Genomic DNA, 23,719 nt, shown 5'->3' with positions numbered 1-23,719 from the left:
GAGCTCGCCGTCGGGGAGTGTTCACCCGGCGTTCAACTCACGTCGCCCGCCGGTCACCTCGCCGCTCTACGGTGACCGGCATGCGCGAGGTCTTCCACGAACAGCTCGATTCCGTCTTCGACGACCTGGTCGACATCTGTCGCCTGGTCAGGACCGCGGTGCACCGGGCCACTGGTGCGCTGCTGCACGGCGACGCGGCCCTGGCCGAACAGGTCATCTCCGCCGACGCCGAGATCGACGTGGCCCGCGAGCGGGTCGAGGACAAGGCGTTCGCGCTGCTGAGCCTCCAGGCGCCCGTCGCGGGCGACCTGCGGCTGATCGTGGCGGCCCTGCGGATGGTCACCGAGCTGGAGCGGATGGGCGACCTGTCGGTGCACGTCGCCAAGGTGGCGCGCCTGCGGGCGCCGGCGGTGGCCGTCCCCGAGGCGATGCGTCCGACGGTGACCAGGATGGCCGAGGTGGCCGAGGACATGGTCGCGCAGGTGACCCGGATCGTGGCCGACCGCGACGTCGAGGCGGCGCACTCGCTGGCGCGCGACGACGAGGAGATGGACCTGCTGCGCAGCTCCAGCTTCGTCACGCTGCTCTCCGACGACTGGGAGCACGGCGTCGAGGCGGCGGTCGACGTGGCGCTGCTGGGGCGCTACTACGAGCGGATCGCCGACCACGCGGTCTCGGTGGCGACCCGGGTGGTCTTCGTGGTCACCGGCCGCCCTGCGTTGTCGCAGTGAGGCCCCGGGCGACTGCCCGGAGCGGGGCTCAGCGGCCCTGGTTGGCGACCGCGGCGGCAGCCGCGGCGGCGGCCTCCGGGTCGAGGTAGCGCCCGCCGGCGGTCACCGGGCGGAGCTCCTCGTCGAGCTCGTAGACCAGCGGCATCCCGGTCGGGATGTTGAGCCCGGCGATGTCTGCGTCGCTGATCTGGTCGAGATGCTTGACCAGGGCGCGCAGGCTGTTGCCGTGGGCCGCGACCAGCACGGTCCGGCCGGCCCGGAGGTCCGGCACGATCTCCGACTCCCAGTAGGGCAGGAAGCGGGCGATCACGTCCTTGAGGCACTCGGTGCGGGGCATCTCGTCGCCGAGGTCGGCGTAGCGCGGGTCGCCGGACTGGGAGAACTCGTCCGCGTCGTCGATCGGCGGCGGCGGGGTGTCGAAGCTGCGGCGCCAGAGCATGAACTGCTCCTCGCCGTACTCCTCGAGGGTCTGCTTCTTGTCCTTGCCCTGCAGGGCGCCGTAGTGGCGCTCGTTGAGCCGCCACGAGCGCTTCACCGGGATCCAGTGCCGGTCGGCGGCGTCGAGGGCCATGGCCGCGGTGTTGATGGCGCGCCGCTGGAGGGAGGTGTGCACGACGTCGGGCAGCACGCCTTCGCTGCGCATCAGCTCGCCGCCCCGGACCGCCTCGGCCCGGCCCTTCTCGGTGAGGGCCACGTCGACCCAGCCGGTGAAGAGGTTCTTGGCGTTCCACTCGCTCTCGCCGTGGCGGAGCAGGACAAGCGTGTACGTCATCGTCGACCCCTCAGTCCTCGTCAGTGATCCTCGCCGGTGGAGACCTCGCACACCGGGTCGCCCGGGGGGACGCCCGGGACGTTGGCGTAGTCGCCGCAGTTGGGCCGTACCGGGACCTTGAGGGTCACGGTGTCACCGTGGGAGAACTCCAGGGACATGTCGACGAAGGAGCCCGGCTCGATCTCGCCCTCGACGGTGACGGGGTCGTCGGAGGCGGCGAGGTTGACCAGGCCGCCGGGGGGGACGGTGACGTCCTCGACCCCGGAGAACGTGAGCCCGTCGAGGCTGCTGATGCCCTCGAGGGTCGACTCCGCGTCGCCGAGGTTGGTCATCGAGGCGATGAAGACGGCCTCGCCCGAGTCGGCGGTCACCACGGTGGCGCCCAGCACGTTGACCTGGCCCTCACGGTGGTTGGTGCCGACGGCGGGGGTGTAGTCCCGGTCGGTGGCGTAGTCGAAGCCGCAGGAGCTCAGCACGGGGGTGAGGACGAGCGCGAGGCCGGCCAGCGCGGTCGTACGACGGTGGGGCGTGTGCATGGTGCAGAGCGTAGCGTCGACCGGCCGCGACCGACCTCGGGGGGCCGCGCCGTGAAGTGGTGCCGATCACCCCGCACCACAGCCGCCGTGGTTCTGTCAAGGCGTCGCAAGCCTCTGACCTGCGGAAACGAAGGTCTGAGGTGTATAAGTGGCGTGCTAGACTGGGTCTCCTTGAAAGGGGAACTCACCATATGACTTTCACCGTGGGCGAAACGGTTGTCTACCCGAATCACGGGGCCGCGATCATCGAGGACATCGAGATGCGGAAGATCAAGGGCGAGGATCGTGAATACCTCGTCCTCCGCATCGTGGCCCAGCAGGACCTCGTCGTCAGGGTGCCTGCGTGCAACCTCGACCTGGTCGGTGTCCGCGACGTCGTCGACAAGGCCGGTCTCGACCGGGTCTTCGACGTGCTGCGTGCGGCACACGTCGAGGAGCCGACCAACTGGTCGCGACGCTACAAGGCCAACCTCGAGAAGCTCCACTCGGGCGACGTCATGAAGGTCTCCGAGGTCGTGCGCGACCTGTGGCGCCGCGAGCGCGACCGCGGTCTCTCCGCGGGCGAGAAGCGGATGCTGGCCAAGGCCCGGCAGATCCTGGTCTCCGAGCTCGCGCTCGCCGAGCGCACCAACGAGGACAAGGCCGAGGCCATCCTCGACGAGGTGCTCGCCTCCTGAGGCGCAGCCCCCGCTCGTGACAGGGCCCCGACGACCGAGCCGGTCGTCGGGGCCCTGTCGTGTGTCGGCCCCTGGTCTGGCCTCCCTCCGCCCAGTGGCTGCTCAGTGGCTGCTCAGTGGCCTCTTCGCTCGTCGCCTGCCCGGCGCGGGCCGGCTGCCCCTAGGCTGGTCGCGCCATGACTGCAGACCCCTACGACGTCTACGACGACGACGAGCCGCCGCGTCCGCTCGGCCGGGTGCTCGACGAGGACCGTGGCCGGCTGCCCTACCTCCTCATCCACGGGGAGGCGCTGGTCGCCTGCGCGGCCTGGGCCCTGGGCGAGGCGGGGGTCCGGCTGCTCGACCACGGCACCGACTGGGCGGAGGTGCAGGCGGCCGGCGGGCCGCTGGTGCTGCACGACTCCCTGTGCCCGATGACCCCGTCGGCCTTCCTCGCCGACTGTGCGGAGCGGGCCCGGGAGACCGGCCGGGTGGTGGTCGGCGTCCGGCCGGTGACCGACACCGTCAAGGAGGTCGTCGAGGGGATGGTCGGCGGCACCGTCGACCGGGAGGGGCTGCGCGCGATCTGCTCCCCGGTGGTGCTGCCCGCGGAGGTGGTGCGCCGCCTGCCCGCCCTGCCGGCCACCGACCTGGCCGCCGTCCTGGACGCGCTGGTGCTGCCGCTGGGCCAGGAGCGATCGCGCTGGCTTGAGCTGGTCGACGCCCCGCCGGAGGCCCGGCGGGTGCAGGACGCCGACGACGTGCGGCTCCTCGAGGAGCTCACCAGCGGGTCGTCGCCGCGCCCTCATCGCCCCTGAGCAGCAGCACCCTCGAGCAGGGCCTCGGCCAGCGCGACGTCCTCGGGGAAGGTGATCTTGAGGTTGCGCCCCGACGAGGGGACCGCGCGGATCCGCACCGGCCCGCCCGGGAGCGGGTCGGCGCAGCGCTCCACGCAGGAGGCCGTGTCGGTGCCGGCGAAGCCGTCCCGCTGCGCGGCGTCGTAGGCGGCGACCAGGGCCCGGGCGCGGAAGGCCTGGGGGGTCTGCACCGTGCCCAGCCCGGCCGGGGCCACCGACCCGTCGGTGCGGACCATCGGGGGAGCGGCGGCGACCGGCACGGCGCCCCCGTGCTCGGTGGCGGCCGTCAGCAGGTGCTCGAGCAGGTCCGGCGAGAGCAGGGGACGTGCCCCGTCGTGGATCGCCACCACCTCGATCGCGCCGGACTCCACCTCCGGGCGGAGGACCCGCAGCGCGGCCAGTTCGGAGGCGTGCCGGGTGGCGCCTCCGGTCACCAGCAGCACCTCGTGCTCGCCCAGGTGCGGCGCCAGCGCCTCGCCGACCTCGGTCTCCTCCCCGGGCCTGGCCACCACCACCACCCGGCGCACGCCGGGCACGGCGAGCCCGGTCAGCACCGAGTGGGCCAGCACCGGGAGGCCGGCCAGCGGCAGGAGCACCTTGTTGGTCGCGACCCCGTCGACGACCGCGCCCACCCGGGTGCCGGCACCGGCGGCGAGGACGACGAAGGCGGAGGCAGGCACGCCCCGCAGGATACGCGGGGCCGGCGGCCCGCTCCGGCTGCCGGCCGGGGCCTCGCGACCGGCACCCGGCCGGGAGGTCGTGAGTCAGGGTTTTCCTGGCCGAAACATGGGGAAACATCGGGGACAACATCGCCGACCTACGTTTCGGGCATGACGGATCGAGCGCCCCGCACCCGCCAGCGCAGGTTGCGTCCGGGCACCGCGGTCGTCGACGTCGTCGTCGTCGCCGCCGCCCGGACCCTCACCCGCTCCGACGGTGAGGAGGTCGGCTACCACACCCCCGACCCGTCGATCTCGTTCACCACCGCGCGCGGCCGACTCCAGCCGGGGGCCCCCGACGGGGGCGTGCCCGAGCCGCTCGTCGGCGCGACCATCGGGCTGCGTGAGGAGGCGCGATGACCCCCCGCGCCGGGCAGGAGTGGGAGCCCGTCTGTCGCCTGGAGGACCTCGAGGTGGAGCGCGGGGCCGCCGCCCTGGTGCACGGCCAGGCGGTCGCGCTCTTCCGCACCCACGACGACCAGGTCTACGCGCTGGCCAACCACGACCCGTTCAGCCGGGCCTCGGTGCTGGCCCGCGGCATCGTCGGCACCCGCGGCGACGTGGACTTCGTGGCCTCGCCCATGCACAAGCACGCCTTCGACCTGCGCACCGGGCGGTGCCTGGACGACGAGCACGTCTCGGTCGCCAGCTACGAGGTACGCATCGAGGGGGGCATGGTCGAGGTGGGCCCCCGTCAGGACAGACGTGCCAGCGCCTGAGGGGCTCCCGATCGGGGCGCCGCTGACCGGCTTCCGGGTCGGCGTCACCGCCTCCCGCAAGGCCGAGGAGCAGATCGCCCTGCTGGAGCGCCGCGGCGCCGAGGTGACCTGGGCCGCGGTGCTGCAGGCCGAGGACGAGGCCCTGCGCGTGGCCACCTGCCACCTCGTCGACCTGGTCGCGGAGCGCGAGCTCGACGCCGTCACCTTCACCGGAGCCCTCACCGTGCGGGCCTTCCTGGACGCCGCCGAGGCGGCCGGCCGTCACGAGGCGGCGCTGGACGCCTTCCGCAGCGACGTCCTCGCGGCGAGCGTGGGCCCGGTCACCGCCGCCGCGCTCCAGCCGCTGGGGGTGCCGACCATCTGGCCGACCCGCTCCCGCGTGGCGGCGATGGTCACCATGCTCGCGACGGAGCTGCCGAGGCGGCGCAGCGGGCTGAGCTTCGACGTCGCCGACGGGCGCCTGCTGCGGCTGCACGGCGACACGGTGCTGCTCGACGGCAGCGAGGTGCGGCTCACCCCGGCGCCGCTGGCGGTGCTGCGAGCGCTGACGGCCCGCCCCGGACACGTCGTGGGCCGCGCCGAGCTGCTCGCCGCCCTGCCCTCGGGGACTGCCGGCTCCGAGCACGCGGTCGAGATGGCGGTCGCCCGGCTGCGCCGGACCATCGGCAGCGCCGCGGTGCAGACGGTGGTCAAGCGGGGCTACCGGCTGGCGCTGGGCTGAGCCGGTCCGTCCGCCCCGGCCCCCGGCTCCGCCACCTGTGCGTCCCTGGCCCCGAGGACCAGGTCGACGAGGTGCTCGGTCACCAGGTCGCTGCGCTCCAGGGTGAGCATGTGGCCCGCGCCCGGGGCGACGACCAGCCGGGAGCGACGCAGGTGCCGGGCGATCCGCCGGGCGTGGTCGACCGGGGTGAGCAGGTCCCGGCTGCCGACCAGCACCCGGGTGGGGGCGTGGTCGAAGGCCGCCAGGGCCGCCGCCCGGTCGTGGCCCTGCATGTCGTTGTAGAAGCCACGCATCGTCGCGGGGGAGCAGTTGATGAGCTGGTCGACCACCAGGCCGGCGTCGCGGGGGCGTAGCGGCTCCCCGAAGAGGAACCGGTTGACCACGGCGCGTTCGATGGTCGGCGTACGCCGCCGGGCCCGGCGGCTGAGGGTGCGCGCGCGCCGCGCCAGGAGCTGGGGGAGCTGCGCCCTGGCGCGCGGGCCGAGCTCGGGCATGCCGAGGGTGATGGTGTCCAGGTCGCCGGCCGAGGTGGAGACGAAGACGGCCCCGGCCGTCCGGGCGGCCAGGTCCGGGCGCTGCTCGGCCAGCGCCATCAACGTCATCCCGCCGATGGAGTGACCGGCCAGCACCAGGGGGCCGCGGGGCGCGTGCAGGTCGATCAGGTCGCCCATGTCGCGGGCCAGGTTGGCCACCGTGCAGCTCGCCTCCGGTGCGGGGTCGGAGCGGCCGTGGCCCCGGTGGTCCCAGGTCAGGATGCGCACGTCGTGACCGAAGCGGGAGAGCAGGTCGAGGACCTGGTAGTGCCAGTCGTCGGTGTCGGCGGTCCAGCAGTGGGCCAGCACCACGGTGATCGGCTCGGGCCGCCCGCCGGTGCCTAAGCCCGTGCCCGGCCCAGCGTCCGCGGCCGGACCGTGGACGCGGACGTGGAGCTGGAGCCCGTCGAAGGTCCTCATCCGATCACCACCGCGGTCGCGACCGCCGCCACGCCCTCGCCCCGCCCGGTGAGGCCGAGGCCGTCGGTGGTGGTCGCGGAGAGCGAGACCGGCGCCCCGACGGCGTCGCCCAGGGCCAGCTGGGCCTCGGCCCGCCGCGGGCCGAGCCGGGGGCGGTTGCCGATCACCTGCACCGCGACGTTGCCGATCTCGAAGCCCGCGGCCCGGACCCGGGCCGCGGTCTCGCGCAGGAGCGTGGCGCCGGACGCCCCGGCCCACTGCGGCTCGGCGGTGCCGAAGTTGCTGCCCAGGTCGCCGAGCCCGGCCGCGGAGAGCAGGGCGTCGCAGGCGGCATGGGCGGCCACGTCGGCGTCGGAGTGCCCCTCCAGGCCGTGCGTCTCCTCGGGCCACGCCAGCCCGGCGAGGTGCATCGGCACCCCCTCGACGAGGCGGTGCACATCGGTGCCCACGCCGACGCGGGGCAGGGGCGTCTCGGACCGAGTGGGACGGGGGCTCACGCGCACGATGATGCCTGAGCCACAATCACTCCCATGCAGTCGACTCGCCCGTGGGCCCTCATCGGTGTCGTCGCCGGGGCCACCGGGCTCGCCACGAGCTACCTGGCGGCCAAGTCGCTGACCATCCGGGACCCTCCGCTGGTCGCCGCCGCCGAGCTGGTGGTCCGGTTCACCCCGGGCCCGGTGGTCGAGTGGGCGATCGAGACCCTCGGCCGGGCCGACAAGCCGGTGCTGATGCTGCTGGTGGTCCTGGTGCTCCTGGCCGGCTTCTCGCTGGCCGGGTGGGCCTGGGGCCGCGGCTGGTGGCGCTCGGTGCTGGTGTGGGTGCTGCTGGCCGGCGCCGGCCTGGTGGCGGTGATGCTGCAGCCGGGCGCGACGGTGGTCGACGCGGTCCCGATCGGGGTGGGCCTGGTGACCTCGGTGCTCGCCACCGGCCTGCTGGGGCTGCTCGCCGGACGCGAGTCGGACGGCGGGTGGGCGTCCGGTCGCCGGGGCCTGCTGGCCGGCCTCGGCGTGGCCGGCCTGGTGGCGGTCTCCGCCGGCACCCTGGGCCGGGTCGTGGGCAATCGCAAGCGGGCGGTCCAGGAGAGCCGGCGCCTGCTGCGCATCCCCGGCGTCACCGACCGGGAGGCTCCGCCGCGGGCCCGGGTCGACTTGGCCGGGGTGACGAGCTGGCAGACGCCGAACGCGGAGTTCTACCGGATCGACACCACCCTGGCGGTGCCCACCATCAATCCCTCTCAGTGGCGGCTGCGCATCCACGGCATGGTCGAGCGCGAGGTCGTGCTGACCTACCGCGACCTCATCGCCATGGAGCTCAGCGAGGCGTGGATCACCCTGAGCTGTGTCTCCAACCCCGTCGCCGGCCCGCTGGTCGGCAACGCCTGGTGGAGCGGGGTGCGCACCGCGACCCTGCTGGAGCGGGCGGGCGTGCGCCCCGGTGCCGACGCGGTGCTGCAGACCTCCGACGACGGGTGGACGTGCAGCACCCCGCTCAGCGCGCTCACCGACGTCCGCGACTCGATGGTCGCGGTGGCGATGAACGGCGAGCCGCTGCCGCTCGAGCACGGCTTCCCGGCGCGCACCGTGGTGCCCGGCCTCTACGGCTACGTCTCGGCCTGCAAGTGGGTGGTCGACTGGGAGGTGACCCGGTTCGTCGACGTCGACGCCTTCTGGACCCAGCGGGGCTGGTCGGAGCAGGGGCCGGTGCGGCTCTCCTCACGGATCGACGTCCCGTCGTCGGGCGACACCGTCCCGGCCGGACGGCTCCGGGTCGGCGGCATGGCCTGGCACCAGCACGTGGGGATCTCCGCGGTGCAGGTCGCGCTCGACGGCGGCGACTGGCAGGAGGCGGAGGTGGCCCTGCCCCGCACCAACGACACCTGGGTGCAGTGGGCGGCCACCCTCGACGTCGAGCCGGGGGAGCACCTGCTGCGGGTCAGGGCGCGCGACAAGCGCGGCGAGGTGCAGACCGGGGTGCGGCGCGACGTGGTGCCCGACGGCGCCACCGGGTGGCACGAGATCTCGTTCACCGCCGCCGACGACGCCTAGCGGGGTCGGCCCCGGGGCCGGCTAGTCCTCGAGCAGGTAGGTGAGCCCGCCGGACCCGTCGAGCCAGACCTTCTCGAACTGGGCCCGGTCGTAGGTGCGCCGGACGGAGGAGTTGCTCGGCGCCGCCGGGTCGTTGACCACCACTTCGCCGGCGGGGGTGAAGCCCACCAGCACCATCAGGTGACCGGCGGTGGAGGTGATCGGGGCGCCGTCCAGCTCGCCGGCGCCGAAGGCGACCGAGACGATCAGCGGGGTGCCGGCGCTCACGTGCTCCTCGGCCGCCCGCAGGTCGGCCAGCCGGGTGACCCGGGTGTGGGGCAGCAGGGTGCCCGCGTAGGCGGTGTTGAAGGCCCAGTTGCCGGTGCCGCGGTAGCCGTGGTCGTAGACCTGCTGGGCGGTGTGGTCCACCACCGGGTCGGTGTGGGCGCCACCGCCGAAGGCGCGGGCCGCGTCGGGCAGCACGCCGTAGTGGTCGAGCACCATGGCCAGCGAGGTCGGCGAGCACCACGCCTCACCGCCGTTGCCCCACTGGGGGTAGTGGCCCCGGTGCGTCATCTGGGAGTACGCCGGCACGTCGAGGACCGTGCCCACGGCCGGGCCCGGCGCCGAGGTCGCGCCCCGGGGGGCGACCCGGCTGGCCATCGCGCCGACCCGGTCCAGGGAGGGCGCCGCCTTGGTCCCCTGGCGCCGCATCAGCTGGACCTTGAGCTGCCAGCCGACCGCGCCCGCGGCGTCGTGCACCTTGAGCGTGTCGGTCGCCACCCGGGCCAGGTCGTCGTCCTGGCTGCCCAGGGTGGTGCGCCGCAGCCAGCGGTTGCCGGAGGTCCAGCGGGCCATGGTGTCCCACGACCCGACGGTGCCGTCCGGGGCGCGCAGCCGGGCCTTGACCTCGATCCAGCTGTCCCGCGGGGTGGTCGCCTGCCAGGAGGGGATGAGCTCGGTGAAGCCGAAGGCCTCGGTGACCCACGGCGAGGTCCAGATGCCCATGTCGTAGCGGAGGCCCTCGACGGTCCGGGCGCGGGTGGGCCGCTTGAGCCGCACCGACCCCTTGGCGATCCTGGTGCCGACCCGTGCACCCGGGCGCAGCTCGTGACCCGCGTCGAAGGAGGTGTCGGAGATCTGCGTCGCCGAGCGACGCGGCGCGGGCTCCCGCTCGGCCACGGCGGGGGCGGCGAGCACGCCGAGGAGGGTCGCCGGCAGGACCAGCGCGGCCGCTCCGGCCACCAGCCGGGGCACGGGGCGGGAGGAGGGCGCGTGGGGCAGGCGATTCATCCTCGGGACGATACGTCACACCAGCCCCACCCGTCACCGAGTTCGGGGATGCGAATCCCGGCCTCGCCCGCCCCTAGACTGAGCGGGTGACTCTCAGGCTCCATGACACCGCGTCTCGCGAAGTCCGCGACTTCGTCCCCCTCGAGGAGGGGAAGGTCGGTCTCTACGTCTGTGGGCTCACCGTTCAGTCTGAGCCGCACGTCGGCCACGTCCGCTCCGGGGTCAACTTCGACGTCCTGCAGCGCTGGCTCCGGGTGCGCGGCTACGAGGTCACCTTCATCCGCAACACCACCGACATCGACGACAAGATCCTGGCCAAGGCCGCCGAGCAGGGCCGCCCCTGGTACAACCTCGCCTACGCCATGAAGCGCGAGCTGGACCGCGCCTACGACGCCCTCAACGTCGCCCCGCCGACCTACGAGCCGGCGGCCACCGGCCACGTGCCCGAGATGATCGAGATGATCGCCTCCCTGATCGAGCGCGGCCACGCCTACGCCGCCGACGACGGCTCGGGCGACGTCTACTTCGACGTCCGCTCGTGGCCGACCTACGGCGAGCTCACCCGGCAGCGGATCGACGACATGGAGGCCGCCGAGGACGCCGACCCGCGCGGCAAGCGCGACCCCCGCGACTTCGCCCTGTGGAAGGGCTGGAAGTCCGGGAGCGAGCCGGCCACCGCGTCGTGGCCCTCGCCCTGGGGCCGCGGGCGCCCCGGCTGGCACATCGAGTGCTCGGCGATGGCCGGCAAGTACCTCGGCACCGCCTTCGACATCCACGGCGGCGGCATGGACCTGCGCTTCCCGCACCACGAGAACGAGCAGGCCCAGTCGCGCGCCGCCGGCCACCCCTTCGCGGCCTACTGGATGCACAACGCCTGGATCACCACCGCGGGCGAGAAGATGAGCAAGTCGCTCGGCAACAGCCTGACCATCCCGGCCGTCCTCCAGCGCTACCGCGGCGTCGAGCTGCGCTACTACCTGGTCGCCGCCCACTACCGCAGCCACGTCGAGTTCTCCTTCGAGGCCCTCGACGAGGCCGCCACCGGCTTCCGCCGCGTCGAGGCGTTCCTGAAGCGCGCCGGCGTCCCGGGCGAGGCCGGCCAGGTGCGGCTCGAGCAGCTGCCCGAGGCCTTCGTGGCCGCGATGGACGACGACCTCGGCACCCCCGCCGCGGTGGCGGTGGTGCACGAGACGGTCCGCGAGGGCAACCGGCTGCTCGCCGAGGGCGGCGACGCCGGGCGGGCCGGCGCGCAGGTGCTGGCGATGCTCGACGTGCTCGGCCTCCACCCCGCCGACCCGGCCTGGTCGGGCGGCGACGACACCGAGACCGCGCTGCTCACCGACGCGGTCGACGTCCTGGTCGGAGCGCTCCTGGAGGAGCGCGCCGCCGCACGTGCAGCACGGGAGTTCGCCACCGCGGACGCCCTCCGCGACCGCCTCAAGGCGGCCGGCATCGAGATCGAGGACACCCCGTCGGGGCCGCGCTGGTCGCTGGCCCAGGCGCAGGGGAAGGACTGACATGGCAGGCAACTCCCAGCGCAAGGGATCCATCCGCAAGTCGAAGAAGGGCGCCACCATCGGCTCCGGAGGCCGCGTCAAGCGCGGGCTGGAGGGCAGGGGACCGACGCCCAAGGCTGAGGACCGGCCCTACCACAAGGCGCACAAGGCCAAGGCGCGCTCGGAGCGCGAGGCGACGGCCAAGCCGCGGCACCGCAACACGAAGAGCAGCGACGCCGAGTGGGTGGCCGGCCGCAACAGCGTGGTCGAGGTGCTGCGTGCCGGCGTGCCGATCACCGGCGTCTACGTCGCCGAGGGCGCCGAGCGGGACGGCCGCCTGCGGGAGGCCTTCAAGCTCGCCGCCGAGCAGGGCCTGTCGATGATGGAGGTCACCCGCAACGAGATGGACCGGATGACCGCCGGCGCGGTCCACCAGGGCCTGGCCGCGCGCATCCCGTCCTACGAGTACGCCCACGGCGACGACCTGCTCGACCGGGCCGCCGAGGCCAAGGAGCCGCCGCTCGTCGTGGCCCTCGACTCGGTCACCGACCCGCGCAACCTCGGGGCCGTCGTCCGCTCCGCCTCCGGCTTCGGCGCGCACGGCGTGCTGATCCCCGAGCGCCGGGCGGCCGGGATGACCGCCTCGGCCTGGAAGACCTCTGCCGGCGCCGCGGCCCGGACCCCGGTGGCCCAGGCGGTCAACCTGGTCCGTCAGCTGAAGGCCTACCAGGACGCCGGCTGCATGGTGGTGGGCCTCGACGCCGAGGGCACCATGTCGCTGCCCGAGCTGGCCGCCGAGGGCGGGCTGGCCGAGGGTCCGCTGGTCCTGGTGGTGGGCTCCGAGGGCAAGGGCCTGTCCCGCCTGGTCGCCGAGACCTGCGACCAGCTGGTCTCGATCCCGATGGCCAACAACCTGGAGTCGCTCAACGCGGGGGTGGCGGCCTCCGTGGCGCTCTACGCCATCTCCCAGGCCCGCGCCTGACCCGACCTGGGTCGTCGGCCGGCGTCGGCCGTTGGCTACGGTGAGGTCGATGTCGTTCCGTCCCGATGCCGCCTCCGTGCTGCGGTGGGTCCTGACGGCCGCGGTCTGGGTGGTCACCGCGGTCGCCGTGGGGTCCGCGCTCTTCCTCAACAGCAGCCGCACCACGGTGCTGGCCGGCCACGACGCGGTGGTCACCCCCACCCTCGACGGGTACGCCGTGCTGGCGACGGGGCCGGTGCTCCCCGACGTCCGCCTCGACGTCCCGGGCGGGCTGGGGGTGCGGATCGCCCTCGGCAAGAGCGACGCGGCCTCCACCGAGGAGCTCTTCGAGCGCTACACGCTGATCGCCTCCAACCCCGAGGCGCAGATCGCGAAGGTGCAGGGGCTCGTCGTGGACATGGCGATCGCCTCCGGCCTGCGGGGCGCGGCCATCGGCGCGCTCCCGGTGCTCGCCTACCTCCTGCTCGGCCCGGTCCGCCGCCGCGACCTGCTCCGGGACCTGCGCACCCTGCGGCCCAGACCGCTGCTGGTGGCCTCGCTGGTCGTCGTCCTGGCGGTGGCGCTCTGGCAGCCCTGGCACCGCGAGCAGGCGCCGCTGGACCAGACCCGGAGCTGGATCCCGCTGCCCGAGTTCCTGGGCGACCAGGTGCCGGTGCCGGAGGAGGCAGCCGGGCTGGAGGTGCGGGCGGACGTCACCGGCACCCAGACCAAGCGACTGATCGCCAGCGCCGTCGACACCTACGCCAAGAGCCGCGAGTGGTACGACGCCGCCGCGGAGGCGGCCGCCGACATCGAGGTGCACGAGCCGGAGGAGGACCAGACCGTGGCGCTGCTGGTCTCGGACCGGCACGACAACGTCGGCATGGACCGGGTCGCCCGGGCCGTCGCCGACCGCGCGGGCGCCACCGCGATCCTCGGGGCGGGGGACGACACCTCGACCGGGAAGCCGTGGGAGGCGTTCTCCCTGGACTCCCTCCAGGCCTCCTTCGAGGACCTCGACCGCTGGGCGGTCACCGGGAACCACGACCACGGCGGCTTCGTCGGCGACTACCTCGACGACCTGGGCTGGACCCGTCTGGTCGGAGAGGTGGAGGAGGGGCCCGGCGGGGGCCGCATCCTCGGGGTCGACGACCCCCGCAGCAGCGGGCTGGGCAGCTGGCGCGACGAGACCGGCCTGAGCTTCGAGGAGGTGGGTGAGCGGCTCGCCGACACCGCCTGCGACTCCGAGGAGCGGATCAACACCCTGCTCGTGCACGACGTCAAGCTGGCCCAGGAGGCGCTGGAGCGCGGCTGCGCCGATCTCGCGGTCGGCGGCCACCTGCACGTCCAGAACGGGCCGACCGAGGTGGTCGGCCCCGACGGCGAGGTCGGCTACAGCTGGACCAACGGGACCACCGGCGGGGCGGCGTACGCCCTCGCGATCGGCAGCAAGCCCCGCCGCGACGCGGAGATGACCCTGATCACCTACGACGACGAGGGCGTCCCCGTGGGGATCCAGTGGGTGCGGGTGCGCACCGACGGCCGCTTCCTGGTGGGCCCCTACGAGGAGCTCGGCCGCACCTCGGACGGTCCCGTGTCGCCCGCACCCTGAAAGTGCCGTCCACGTCCGGCGGCGCGGACGGGGCGCCGGCGCGGGGTAGGGGATCATGTGGCGTGTTCCTCACCCATGCCGAGGAGCACAACGGGGTATAGGAGACACCATGGACCCACGCAAAGCACTCGCCCAGGTGGCCCGGCGCACGACCGGCCTCGTCACCCGCCCGCAGGAGACCGTCCAGGAGATCGTCGACGACGTCAAGGACGTCGTCGGGACCGGCGTCGGCCTGGCCGGTCAGGTCGTGGGGGGCGCAGTCGCCCGCGCCGGCCAGCTGCTGGAGCGTGGGGACGCGCAGGGCGGCGTGAGCTGGCCCGTGGACTCGCCGCGCGTCACGCCCAGCGAGGCGCCGTCGGCGGCGCCCGACGAGGCGCCCGCCAAGGCACCCGTGAAGCAGACCGAGACGGCCGCGCCGCACGGTGACCCGCTCGCCCCCCGCAAGGCCTACGCGCCGGTGAAGGCCAAGCCGGCCAAGAAGGCGCCCGCCGCCAAGCCGGCTGCCAGGAAGGCTCCGGCCGCCACGCCTGCCGCTGAGCCCGCCGCTGAGCCCGCCGCCAAGAAGGCGCCGGCCGCCACGCCTGCCGCTGAGCCTGCCGCCAAGCCCGCCGCCAAGAAGGCGCCGGCGGCGAAGGCTCCCGCCGAGAAGGTTCCGGCGGCGAAGAAGGCTCCGGCCGCGAAGAAGGCGCCGGCGGCGAAGGCTCCCGCCGAGAAGGTCCCGGCGGCGAAGAAGGCGCCGGCGGCGAAGACCGCCGGCCCCGGCGCCAAGCTCCCGAGCCGCAAGGCCGCGGAGCGGAAGGTCGCCGAGGGCACCCCGGCGCCGGCGGCCATTGCCCAGGTGGCCGCCGCCTCCGACGTGGACACCAGCGTGCCGGTCGCCGCCGAGCCGGCCGCCACGACGCCCGCGACGGGGACCGCGAGCGCCACCACGGCCGAGAAGACGTCCGCCGCGACGGCCCCGGCCAAGAAGGCGCCGGCGAAGCAGGCCCCGGCCAAGAAGGCGCCGGCGAAGAAGGCCCAGGCGAAGAAGACCCCGGCCGCCAAGACACCGACTGAGAAGACCCCGGCCAGCCCGGCCGACCAGCTGCCGCTCTCCGACGCCTGAGCGAAGGCCCGACCCGCGCCGGAAGGCGACTCCTGCCGGGTGCGGCTCCCTCGTGAGCCGCACCCGGCAGCTCAGCGTCCGGGCTCCTCCTGGTCGACCAGCTTCGCCAGCCGGGCTCGCAGCTGCGGCACCCGGTGCGCGTTGCCGGTGAGGGCGACGTACCGCTCGCCGAAGATGGCCAGCAGCGCGTCGTCGAGGCGGCGCACGGCTCCCGCGGGGTAGCGGTAGCCCATCCGGCGGATCACCGCCTCCGGGTCGACGGACGTCAGCAGCGCCGCGAGCTCGTCGAGCGAGGTCACCCCCAGCTCCAGCAGCAGTCCCGCGATCCACCCGTAGTGGTCGGTGTGGGACCACCCGGCGTCGGCGTACTGGCCGGCCAGGAAGGCGGCCAGCTCCTGCCCGCTGATCCGGGGGTCGCTGGGGTCGGCGTCGGCGAGCCGGGTCGGCCCGGAGCCCTGCAGCCTGGCGCGGATCGCCGAGAACTCCTGGTCGGCCAGCTCCAGCAGGCCCGCCGCCAGGGTGAAACGGCGGTCGAGGTCGGGGGCGTGCTCCTCCGGCACGGTGCCCTTGTAGCGGATGTCGTGCTCGAACTCGGCCCAGGCGTGCTGGAGCACCGTGCGGACCTGGATGCTGGCGCGCAGTCCCGCCAGGTCGGTGAAGCTCTCCGGGCCGGGCTCGCCGACCGCGACCAGGAGGTGGCGGCTGGAGTAGCCGAACCGGCCCTCCCGGGCGGTCTCCAGACCCAGGTCGCGGTCGTCGACCACGACCAGCTGGTCGTCGAAGACGTCGGCGACCGCCGCCACGTCGCTGTGCACGTAGGTGATGACGCGGACGCCGACCTGGTCGGTGATCTCGCTCAGCGGGTCGGCGTACTCCGGCTGCCCGTCGACCTGTCGCGCCGCCTTGGCCGCGAAGGAGGCCACGCTCTTGGTCCGCCCGTCCACCGAGAGGTAGTTGATCCCGGCCTCGTCGAGCAGGGAGGTGACCAGCTCGACGAAGCGCTGCGTCGGACCCAGCAGACCGGGTTGCATCGCGGCATAACGGCGCACCGCCTCCCGGACCGGTGCCTCAGGAGGCGCTGGGGCCGCGGGGGTGCCCGGCGGGTCGTCGGCGGGAGGGGGAAGGTCGGACATGGGAGAAGCCTGCCAGTCATGGGACGGGACGGGGGCGGAAGAGGTGGTGGATCGGGTGTTCCTCAGTCTCCCTCACCCCCTTTTGGAATAATCGACGCGCACGCCGCCGGTCCAGTTCCCGCGCGGTCCGCTTCGAGACACAGGAGGCCCACCATCCGACGCTCTTTCGTCTTCCTTCCGCTCCTTCTGCTGATCCTCGGCCTCGCCGCCCCCGCTGTCGCGGCCAAGAAGGCGACCAAGGGTGATGACGTGCTCACCGGCAACCGCAAGCCCAACGTCATCAAGGCGCTCGCCGGGGACGACATCATCAAGGGCCGAGGCGGCGCCGACCGCCTCTACGGACACCCGGGCAACGACACCATCTTCGGCGGCCCCGGCAAGGACCAGCTCGACGGCAACGCCGGGGACGACCTCCTCCACGGGGAGGGGGGCGTCGACCGGCTCAACGGTCACGCCGGCAACGACCAGGCGTGGGGCGGGCTCGGGAACGACACGATCCTGATGCACAACGGCGACGACTCGGCCTGGGGTGAGGCCGGGGACGACGTCGTCGACGGCATGGTCGGCAACGACACGCTCGACGGCGGGGACGGCCGCGACAGCATCTCCGGCGGTCCCGACAACGACGTCATCTACGGCGGGCCCGGCGACGACAACCTCCGTCGCGGCACCCGCGTGGGCGGACTGATGGGCGCCCAGGGCGACGACAAGGTCTACGGCGACGACGGCAACGACCACGTCTCCGGGGCCGTGGGCAACGACTTCCTCGACGGTGGCGCCGGCAACGACGAGCTGGACGGCGGCGACGGCAACGACGTCCTCATCGACGGCGCGGGCGACGACCGGGGCACCGCCGACGAGGGCAACGACATCATCTTCCTCGGCAGCGGCTCGGACGAGTTCTACTCCGAGGAGGGCGACGACATCTTCTACGTCCTCAACGACGGCGACTACGACCAGATCTACTGCCAGGAGGGCTACGACCAGGTGATCTACATCGGGTCGATCGACCCCCGCGACAAGATCGGGCTGGTCAACAAGTACGACGGCAAGGACTGCGAGTCGGTGACCGTCGTCGACGTTCCGCCCTTCGGCTGGCCGTACTGACCCGGACGGGCCCGGCCGTACGGACCTGGCCCGATCGCGTGGGGGCGCCGATGACCCCGGCACCACTACCGTCGAACCCATGGCGCGCGCACGTTTCGTCGGACAGATCGCCGGGGTCGGCACCACCAGCGGGCTGCGTGCCGTCGTCGGCCGATGGCGGGAGTCGCCGCTGGGGGCCTTCGCCGACGTGATGGTGGAGACGGCCGAGGGTCACCGGGTCCTGCTGGCTCCCACCCGCGCGGTCGCCGACCTGGTCGCCGGCACCTACCTCTTCGACGAGGTCCGGGTGGAGCCGGTCGAGGTCGAGGCGGGGCGGGTGGCGAGCGGCTTCGGGATGCCCGCCGGGCGGGAGCGCTGGCAGGTGCGGACGCCGTCGTTGGAGCTCGTCTGCGGCATCGGCCGGCGGACCGCGCTGGGGCACGCGCTGCGCCTGGTGCCGAGGCCGCTGGCCACCGCGCCCGGCTGGTCGCGGGTCACCGACCCGCTCGCCCGGTTGCTGCTGCCCGGCGTACGGACCCGCGGGACCGCCGGCCGGGGCCGCCGCGAGTACTACGGGGCAACCGACGTGCACGCGCTCGACTCGGCCGCCGGGCGCTTCGACGGCGTACGCCTGGGGTCGCTGACCGCCCTGGACCCGCCGTGCCGCTTCGGGTTCAGCTCGGCGCCCCGGCGTCCGGTGCTGACCGACGTGGTGACCACGATCGACGACGTCGGCCCCCAGGGCTGAGCGCACCCCTGCCCCCCCCGCCCCCGCCCCCGGACGTCATCACGAGCGGTCGTCCGAGGCACCACCCACGATGACGTCCGGCGGCCGTCCGGCAGGTCTCCTTGGGACGTCATCGCGAGTGGTCGTTCGGGGCGCCGTTGGTGATGACGTCCGACAGCCCCCGGGGGACGTCATCGCGAGTGGTCGTTCGGGGCGCCGTTGGTGATGACGTCCGACAGCCCCCGGGGGACGTCATCGCGGGCGGTCGTTCGGGGCGCCGTTGGTGATGACGTCCGGGGGGCCCGCGGGTGCGGCAGGGCCGGTCAGGGGCCCGTGTCCGCGTCGGCTGGGAGCAGGCCGGCGGCGCGGGCGGGGGCGGCGTACGCCTCGGCGAGGGTGCCCACGGTCTGGTGCGCGTTGAGGCCCGACGGGTTGGGCAGCACCCAGAGCTCGGACCCGGCGAAGGGCTCCGGCTGGCGGCCGGTGACCGCCTTGCGGTCGCCGAAGGCCTGCCGGTAGGCGGTGATGCCGAGGACGGCCACCACGCGGGGCCGCACCCGGGCCACCAGCTGCTCCAGCCGGGCGCCGCCGGCGGCCAGCTCGGCCGGGGTCAGCTCGTCGGCCCGCGCCGTCGCCCGCGGCACCAGGTTGGTGATGCCGAGGCCGCGGGCGCGCAGGTGGTCCCGGTCGTCGTTGGTCATCCCGGCGGCCGGGTCGATGCGCCGCTCGAGGATGCCCGACAGGTGCAGGGCAGGGTAGAACCGGTTGGCCGGGTGGGCGAAGTGGGTCTGCGTCGCCGCGGTCCACAGGCCCGGGTTGATGCCGACGAAGAGCAGGCGGACGTCGGGCCCGAGCAGGTCGGGCACCTCGGTGTCGCGGAACGCCTGGAGCTCCGCGCGGGTGAATCGAGCCATGTCCCGCAGGGTAGCCAGGGCGCGTAACGGGTACGTGGCGGCCCCGGGCCCGCGGCCGCCGCCCGGGCAGGAGGTGTCACGGGTGCCACAGGTGCGAGCGAGTACGGCGGCCGTCCGCGTCCTGTCCGGCCTCGTCGCGGCGGGCGTGCTCATGCTCGTGGCCGGGTGCGGCGGTGACACGGACGGCCGCGAGGGCGGCGCCGACCCGTCGTCCCCCGCCGCCACGCCGACGCCGACGGCCACGCCCACGCCCACGCCGACGCCGACGGCCACGCCGACGACCGGGGGCGGCGCCCCGGAGGGTGCGGTGGCGTACCGGCCCCTCGTGGAGGTCACCGGGAGCGACACCGGCAGCGGCCCCGGCAGCGGCTCCCTGGTGCTCCTGCCCGACGTGGGAGCGCAGGAGGCGTGGCTGGTGCAGTTCACCTCGGCGCGGTTCCGCGACGACCTCGACCGGGCGCTGGAGGAGGCGCGGCAGGAGCTGCGCGCCGGGGAGGCGCTGCTGGGCGCCGTGCTGGCGGTCGGTTGCGAGGCGCCGGAGCGCTGGTCCCTGCGACGCGAGGACGGCGAGCTGCGCGTCCGGGTCCGGATGCCCAAGCAGACCGTGCAGTGCCTGGTGCCGATGACGACGGTCGCGCTGCTCGCCGTCGACGGGGAACAGGCGCGAGGGGTGGCCGGCCCCGTCTGAGGGGCCGGCCCGCCCTCAGCTGAAGGGGGTGGAGAAGACCGCCAGGCCGTTGGGGACCTTGCGCTGGGTGCCGTCCGAGGGCGTGTTGAGCACGGCGAGCTGTCCCAGGTCGGTGTGGCCGACCATGGTGGTGGAGCCGCCGCCGTCGAGGTTGAGTGCGTTCTCGGCGCCCAGGGCCTGCATCATGTTGGCCAGCTCGACCATCGTGTACCCGCGGCTGTGCGCCTGCCGGCCGTCGACGGTGAGGAAGAAGACCTTGTGGCCGTCCTCGTCGATGCCGACCGCGGTGCGGGGGTGCATCAGCTGGTCGTTGATGACCACGCGCTGGCTGTCGAGCAGCAGCGGCCGGTCACCCGAGATGGCGACCGTCGGCGAGCCCTTGACCCGCCACTTCAGGCCCAGACGCTCGCCGCGCTTGAGCTTCTTGAGCAGCGCGGCGCCCTTGCCGCGCCCGACCAGCAGCTTGCCCTGGATCTTCTTCCCGCGGGTCAGGCCGTAGCGGTTGGAGACGACCCGGCCGTTCTTGATGATCACCTGGCGGGCCCGCTTCTGCCCGTCGGTGACCGAGTAGCCGCTGGTCTTGCCCCACTTGGGGGTGTAGAGGCCGATGCCGCCCTTGGGCACGAGGGGGGAGTTGAAGCCCGAGAAGGTGATGTTGGGTCGCTTGCCGTTGCGGAACTTCCCGACGAACGGCAGGTCGCCCACCCGGGGCCGGCCGGCCTTGTCCACCCAGAAGCTGCTGTTCCACCCCGAGGCGGGGGCGTGGCGCAGGCCGCCATTGCGGGCCTTGCCCACACCCAGCGGGGCGCCGGTGTCGCCGATGTCGAAGAAGTCGCCGTTGATGGCGGCCACGGCACCCGACTGCTTGGCCATCCACTCCACCGACGTGCCGTCGGCGACCTTGTCGGTGGAGACCAGGTCGAAGGTGTTGCCCGGGTTGGCGATGTCGATGGTGAGCAGCTGGAAGCGCACGGTCTGGGGGATGTTCGCCCCGCGGGGCTCGAGCTGGTCCCAGGTGCGGTAGTCGATGCCGGGAGCCATGCTCCAGCCGGTCTCGGAGATCACGGTGGCCGGGGCGCGGCGACCGGCCGGCAGCGGCTCGGCCACCCAGCCGGCCTTGCCGTCGCTGGCGTGGCGCGGCTGGTGGTCGGTGCCGGTCCCCGGGGCGCGGTCGCCGCCCGGGGCTGCGGCGGGGGTCGGGGTGGCGGCGGTCGGCGCGGTGAGGGCCAGCACGCAGGCGCCGGTGGCGAGGCCGGCGACGGCCGCCGAGGCGGCACGGCGAGCGGGGGCAGGCGGTCGTGTGAAGGAGGGCATGCTCTCCAGAGTAGGACGGATGAGCACTAATGTGGCGGACGTGGCGACCTGGAACGCTTTCGTCGAGGGGGACAACCTCGAGGTGCTGGCCTCGCTCGGCACCGGCTCGATCGATCTCGTCTACGCCGACCCGCCGTACAACACCGGCAACGACTTCGCCTACGCGGACCGCTTCCGGACCGCCGACGGCGGCCGCGCCGGGCGCCACGAGGCGTGGCTGGCGATGATGCGGCCCCGCCTGGAGGAGGTACGCCGCGTGCTCGACCCCGGTGGCGCCGTCTTCGTCAGCATCGACGACAACGAGGCGGCCAGGCTGCGGCTGCTGATGGACGACGTCTTCGGCGAGCAGAACTTCCTGGCCCAGGTGGTGGTCAACCTCAACCCCAAGGGACGACAGCTGGGGGGCGGCTTCGCCACCGACCACGAGTACCTGCTGGTCTTCGCCCGCGACGCCCGTGCCTGCCGGCTGGACGCCTCGACCTCCCACAGTGTGGTCGCCGCCGACTTCCCCGAGGTCGCCGAGGACGGCCGCCGCTTCCGGCACCTGCCGCTGCGCAACACCAACAAGAAGTTCAACCCGCTGACGGCCCCGACGCTGCACTTCCCGGTCTACGGCGACCCCGAGGGCGGGCGGGTGGCGCTGGAGCCCTTCCCGGGAGCCGTGGAGGTGCACCCGGTCTTCGGCGACGGCACGGCCGCGGTCTGGCGCTGGTCGCGGCCGTTGATCGGGTCGCGGCCCGACGACCTGGTCTGCCGGCAGATCAAGGGCCAGCGGGGTCCGCGGGTCGACGTCTTCCAGCGCGACTGGCTGGAGCGGCCCGGGGGGCGCCGCAAGAAGCTGCGCACCATCTGGCACGCCGAGGAGGTCGGCTCCACCGACTCCGCGGTCGCCGAGCTCAAGGCGTTGGTGGGCCACGTCTTCGAGTCGCCGAAGCCGACCGGCCTGCTGCGCCGGATCCTGCACACGATGCCGGCCGACGCCCGGGTGCTCGACCCCTTCGCGGGCAGCGGCACCACCGGCCACGCGGTCGCGCTGGCCAACCTGGAGGACGGGGGCACCCGGCAGTGCCTCTCGGTCAACTCCGCCGAGCCCACCCGGCCGGGCTCCAACGCCGACCTGGCCGGCTTCGGGACGGTCGCCGACATCACCCGGGCCCGCCTGCGCGCAGTCGCCGAGCAGCTCGGCGGCGGCCTCGAGGAGCGGTAGGGCGGCTCAGAGGCCGACGGCCTCCTCGAGCAGCGCCAGCTCCTCGTCCAGGAACGGCAGCATCTGCTGCAGGCGCGGCACCGCGCGCCGGCAGCCGGTGAGGCCGAAGCACATCTTGCCGTCGTAGGAGGTGCAGGTGATGTTGAGCGAAGCGCCCGGGATCGGGATGGAGGCCGGGTAGTTGCCCAGCAGCCGGGCGCCGTTGAAGTACTTGGCCTGCCGGGGCCCGGGCACGTTGCTCACGATCACGTTGTACGGCGGACGCGTGAGCCCGCTGGCTCCCCAGATCGCCGGGAGCATCGCCTGGAGCTGGCCCAGCCCGCTCATCGCCACGATCTGCAGCGGCGTCATCGAGGCCAGCGCCGCCTTGCCCGCCTTCATCGACTCGTGGACCGCGCGGAGCCGGCCGGCGGGGTCGGCGATCTCCGTGCCCATCCGGACCATCACCGCGCCGACGGCGTTCCCCCCGTCGGCGGACGGGAGGTGTGACTCCTTCGCCTTGAGCCCGACCGGGACCATGGCCACCAGGCTCTGCCGCGGCAGCTCGTCGTGCTGGAGCAGGTAGCGGCGCAGCGTGCCCGAGGTCATCGCGACCACCACGTCGTTGATCGTGGTCCCGCTGGACCGGGCGACCGCGTGCAGCCGCTCCACCGGCCAGTCCTGGGCCGCGAAGCGCCGGGCTCCGGTGAACTCCCGGTCGAGCATCGTCCGGGGGGAGTGGAGCGAGAGCGTGGAGGGCTGGTCCCGCACCGACCGGGACAGGGTGCGGACCAGCGCGCCGGGCATCCCGGCCGCCTCGGCGAGCAGGCCGAGCGCCGAGCGCACGGCGGTGACGGGCACGTGTGCGAGGTCTGCGCCGCCGACCGGGCTCCGGGAGGCCCCGTCGACCGCGCCCCGGGAGGCCCCGTCGACCGTGCCCCGGGAGGCCCCGTCGACCGGCGCCGGGTGGAGCGCCCAGGGAGCGAGCATCCCGCGCTCCTCGGGGTCGTCGCTGAGCACCACGTTGAGCAGCCGGATCGCGGAGACGCCGTCCATCAGCGCGTGGTGGATCTTGTGGTAGATCGCCACCCGGCCGTCGTTCAGGCCCTCGATCACGTGCGACTCCCACAGCGGGCGCTCCCAGGGCAGCCGCGTGGAGTGCAGGCGGCTCACCAGCTCGAGCAGCTCCCGGCCCCCGCCCGGGCGGGGCAGGGCGCTGTGCCGCACGTGGTGCTCGATGTCGAAGGCCCCGTCGGTCTCCCAGACCAGCTGGCCCCCCGTCCGCACGGAGCGGTGCGGGTGGCGCAGGTAGAGCGGCGACATCTCGGGGACGGTGCGCAGCTGGGTCACCAGCTCGCGTTCGTAGCCGTCGTCGGCGTCCTCGGGACGGGCGAAGAGGTGGAGCCCACCGACGTGCATCGGCATCTGACGGCTCTCCACCATCAGGAATCCGAGGGACGTGGGGTCCGGGAGTGTGGCCACGGCCCGAGGATGGCAGGCCGGGGGTGCCGCG

25 protein-coding genes are annotated in these 23,719 nt (G+C 74.0%); 15 read left to right on the top strand and 10 right to left on the bottom strand.

All coding sequences use genetic code 11. From position 1 onward, the window contains the following. Nucleotides 1-80: 80 nt before the first annotated feature. Nucleotides 81-731, top strand: a complete 651-nt coding sequence (phoU, locus tag AC4BGE_RS04220) for a phosphate signaling complex protein PhoU (protein WP_490571122.1) — start codon at nucleotides 81-83, stop codon at nucleotides 729-731. A gap of 28 nt (nucleotides 732-759) precedes the next feature. Here phoU and AC4BGE_RS04215 read toward each other — a convergent pair whose 3' ends face one another. Further along, nucleotides 760-1,503, bottom strand: coding sequence for a phosphoglyceromutase (locus AC4BGE_RS04215; RefSeq protein WP_490571121.1), 744 nt, complete (start codon nucleotides 1,501-1,503; stop codon nucleotides 760-762). Between the two features lie 20 nt (nucleotides 1,504-1,523). Continuing rightward, nucleotides 1,524-2,039, bottom strand: coding sequence for a copper chaperone PCu(A)C (locus tag AC4BGE_RS04210; RefSeq protein ID WP_490574451.1), 516 nt, complete (start codon nucleotides 2,037-2,039; stop codon nucleotides 1,524-1,526). A gap of 191 nt (nucleotides 2,040-2,230) precedes the next feature. On the opposite strand from AC4BGE_RS04210, the gene AC4BGE_RS04205 reads away from it, so the two are divergent. Together AC4BGE_RS04205 and AC4BGE_RS04200 are read left to right on the top strand one after the other, a co-directional pair. Continuing rightward, nucleotides 2,231-2,716: a CarD family transcriptional regulator gene (locus AC4BGE_RS04205; RefSeq protein ID WP_489963785.1), complete on the top strand. Its 486-nt coding sequence runs from the start codon at nucleotides 2,231-2,233 to the stop codon at nucleotides 2,714-2,716. A 176-nt stretch (nucleotides 2,717-2,892) separates the two neighbouring features. Beyond that, complete coding sequence (locus AC4BGE_RS04200) at nucleotides 2,893-3,513, top strand: 2-C-methyl-D-erythritol 4-phosphate cytidylyltransferase (protein WP_490574450.1); 621 nt, start codon at nucleotides 2,893-2,895, stop codon at nucleotides 3,511-3,513. On the opposite strand, the gene AC4BGE_RS04195 is transcribed toward AC4BGE_RS04200, so the two are convergent. Then, on the bottom strand, nucleotides 3,501-4,232 hold the full coding sequence (locus AC4BGE_RS04195; RefSeq protein ID WP_490574449.1) for an IspD/TarI family cytidylyltransferase: 732 nt from the start codon (nucleotides 4,230-4,232) through the stop codon (nucleotides 3,501-3,503). The genes AC4BGE_RS04200 and AC4BGE_RS04195 overlap by 13 nt on opposite strands. Before the next feature lie 150 nt (nucleotides 4,233-4,382). Here AC4BGE_RS04195 and AC4BGE_RS04190 point away from each other — a divergent pair, with 150 nt between their 5' ends. The 3 genes from AC4BGE_RS04190 to AC4BGE_RS04180 are packed head-to-tail and all read left to right on the top strand — an operon-like array spanning nucleotide 4,383 to nucleotide 5,711. Then, a complete protein-coding gene (locus tag AC4BGE_RS04190; protein ID WP_490574448.1) occupies nucleotides 4,383-4,631 on the top strand; it encodes a hypothetical protein in 249 nt (82 codons plus the stop codon). After that, nucleotides 4,628-4,990 (top strand): nitrite reductase small subunit NirD, encoded by a 363-nt coding sequence (gene nirD / locus AC4BGE_RS04185; RefSeq protein WP_490571116.1) that lies wholly within the window; start codon nucleotides 4,628-4,630, stop codon nucleotides 4,988-4,990. Before AC4BGE_RS04190 ends, nirD begins: the two co-directional genes overlap by 4 nt. Next, nucleotides 4,977-5,711, top strand: coding sequence for a winged helix-turn-helix domain-containing protein (locus tag AC4BGE_RS04180; protein ID WP_490571115.1), 735 nt, complete (start codon nucleotides 4,977-4,979; stop codon nucleotides 5,709-5,711). The genes nirD and AC4BGE_RS04180 overlap by 14 nt, the downstream gene beginning before the upstream one ends. On the opposite strand, the gene AC4BGE_RS04175 is transcribed toward AC4BGE_RS04180, so the two are convergent. Then, entirely contained in the window at nucleotides 5,690-6,664 is a 975-nt protein-coding gene (locus tag AC4BGE_RS04175; RefSeq protein WP_490571114.1) for an alpha/beta fold hydrolase, read from the bottom strand. The genes AC4BGE_RS04180 and AC4BGE_RS04175 overlap by 22 nt on opposite strands. Next, entirely contained in the window at nucleotides 6,661-7,161 is a 501-nt protein-coding gene (gene ispF, locus AC4BGE_RS04170) for a 2-C-methyl-D-erythritol 2,4-cyclodiphosphate synthase (RefSeq protein ID WP_490571113.1), read from the bottom strand. Before ispF ends, AC4BGE_RS04175 begins: the two co-directional genes overlap by 4 nt. A 33-nt stretch (nucleotides 7,162-7,194) precedes the next feature. On the opposite strand from ispF, the gene AC4BGE_RS04165 reads away from it, so the two are divergent. Next, nucleotides 7,195-8,712 (top strand): molybdopterin-dependent oxidoreductase, encoded by a 1,518-nt coding sequence (locus AC4BGE_RS04165; RefSeq protein ID WP_490571112.1) that lies wholly within the window; start codon nucleotides 7,195-7,197, stop codon nucleotides 8,710-8,712. A gap of 21 nt (nucleotides 8,713-8,733) precedes the next feature. Here AC4BGE_RS04165 and AC4BGE_RS04160 read toward each other — a convergent pair whose 3' ends face one another. Further along, entirely contained in the window at nucleotides 8,734-9,984 is a 1,251-nt protein-coding gene (locus tag AC4BGE_RS04160; protein ID WP_490574447.1) for a C39 family peptidase, read from the bottom strand. 86 nt (nucleotides 9,985-10,070) lie between these two features. On the opposite strand from AC4BGE_RS04160, the gene cysS reads away from it, so the two are divergent. The 4 genes from cysS to AC4BGE_RS04140 all read left to right on the top strand — a co-directional run bounded on the left by cysS (nucleotide 10,071) and on the right by AC4BGE_RS04140 (nucleotide 15,158). Further along, on the top strand, nucleotides 10,071-11,501 hold the full coding sequence (gene cysS / locus AC4BGE_RS04155) for a cysteine--tRNA ligase (RefSeq protein ID WP_490574446.1): 1,431 nt from the start codon (nucleotides 10,071-10,073) through the stop codon (nucleotides 11,499-11,501). Nucleotide 11,502: 1 nt separating this feature from the next. Further along, nucleotides 11,503-12,462, top strand: a complete 960-nt coding sequence (rlmB, locus tag AC4BGE_RS04150; protein ID WP_490571109.1) for a 23S rRNA (guanosine(2251)-2'-O)-methyltransferase RlmB — start codon at nucleotides 11,503-11,505, stop codon at nucleotides 12,460-12,462. A gap of 49 nt (nucleotides 12,463-12,511) precedes the next feature. After that, nucleotides 12,512-14,053 carry a metallophosphoesterase gene (locus AC4BGE_RS04145; RefSeq protein ID WP_490571108.1) on the top strand — a complete coding sequence of 514 codons (1,542 nt, stop codon included), beginning with the start codon at nucleotides 12,512-12,514 and terminating at the stop codon, nucleotides 14,051-14,053. Between the two features lie 109 nt (nucleotides 14,054-14,162). Further along, on the top strand, nucleotides 14,163-15,158 hold the full coding sequence (locus AC4BGE_RS04140) for a hypothetical protein (protein WP_490574445.1): 996 nt from the start codon (nucleotides 14,163-14,165) through the stop codon (nucleotides 15,156-15,158). 71 nt (nucleotides 15,159-15,229) lie between these two features. On the opposite strand, the gene AC4BGE_RS04135 is transcribed toward AC4BGE_RS04140, so the two are convergent. Further along, the gene (locus AC4BGE_RS04135) at nucleotides 15,230-16,291 is read right to left on the bottom strand and encodes a GTP pyrophosphokinase (RefSeq protein WP_490574444.1); all 1,062 of its coding nucleotides are present in this window, start codon (nucleotides 16,289-16,291) and stop codon (nucleotides 15,230-15,232) included. 249 nt (nucleotides 16,292-16,540) lie between these two features. Between AC4BGE_RS04135 and AC4BGE_RS04130 the strand changes: the two genes are divergently transcribed. Both AC4BGE_RS04130 and AC4BGE_RS04125 read left to right on the top strand, forming a co-directional pair. Continuing rightward, nucleotides 16,541-17,398 carry a calcium-binding protein gene (locus tag AC4BGE_RS04130; protein ID WP_490571105.1) on the top strand — a complete coding sequence of 286 codons (858 nt, stop codon included), beginning with the start codon at nucleotides 16,541-16,543 and terminating at the stop codon, nucleotides 17,396-17,398. Nucleotides 17,399-17,477: 79 nt separating this feature from the next. Then, nucleotides 17,478-18,125 carry a hypothetical protein gene (locus AC4BGE_RS04125; protein ID WP_490574443.1) on the top strand — a complete coding sequence of 216 codons (648 nt, stop codon included), beginning with the start codon at nucleotides 17,478-17,480 and terminating at the stop codon, nucleotides 18,123-18,125. 302 nt (nucleotides 18,126-18,427) lie between these two features. Here the strand turns inward: AC4BGE_RS04125 and AC4BGE_RS04120 are convergent, their stop codons facing one another. Continuing rightward, nucleotides 18,428-19,018, bottom strand: a complete 591-nt coding sequence (locus AC4BGE_RS04120; protein ID WP_490574442.1) for a mismatch-specific DNA-glycosylase — start codon at nucleotides 19,016-19,018, stop codon at nucleotides 18,428-18,430. 82 nt (nucleotides 19,019-19,100) lie between these two features. On the opposite strand from AC4BGE_RS04120, the gene AC4BGE_RS04115 reads away from it, so the two are divergent. Beyond that, nucleotides 19,101-19,706 carry a hypothetical protein gene (locus tag AC4BGE_RS04115; RefSeq protein WP_490574441.1) on the top strand — a complete coding sequence of 202 codons (606 nt, stop codon included), beginning with the start codon at nucleotides 19,101-19,103 and terminating at the stop codon, nucleotides 19,704-19,706. A gap of 15 nt (nucleotides 19,707-19,721) precedes the next feature. Here AC4BGE_RS04115 and AC4BGE_RS04110 read toward each other — a convergent pair whose 3' ends face one another. Then, the gene (locus tag AC4BGE_RS04110) at nucleotides 19,722-21,020 is read right to left on the bottom strand and encodes a phosphodiester glycosidase family protein (protein WP_490574440.1); all 1,299 of its coding nucleotides are present in this window, start codon (nucleotides 21,018-21,020) and stop codon (nucleotides 19,722-19,724) included. A gap of 19 nt (nucleotides 21,021-21,039) precedes the next feature. Here AC4BGE_RS04110 and AC4BGE_RS04105 point away from each other — a divergent pair, with 19 nt between their 5' ends. Continuing rightward, entirely contained in the window at nucleotides 21,040-22,227 is a 1,188-nt protein-coding gene (locus AC4BGE_RS04105) for a site-specific DNA-methyltransferase (RefSeq protein WP_490574439.1), read from the top strand. 6 nt (nucleotides 22,228-22,233) lie between these two features. Here the strand turns inward: AC4BGE_RS04105 and AC4BGE_RS04100 are convergent, their stop codons facing one another. Continuing rightward, the gene (locus AC4BGE_RS04100) at nucleotides 22,234-23,688 is read right to left on the bottom strand and encodes a WS/DGAT/MGAT family O-acyltransferase (protein ID WP_490574438.1); all 1,455 of its coding nucleotides are present in this window, start codon (nucleotides 23,686-23,688) and stop codon (nucleotides 22,234-22,236) included. Nucleotides 23,689-23,719: the final 31 nt, after the last annotated feature.

It is taken from the genome of Nocardioides sp. Z50_6 (genome assembly GCF_058215755.1).
The sequence above is the reverse complement of the archived record's forward strand: the minus strand, read 5'-3'. Positions and strand labels throughout refer to the sequence as shown.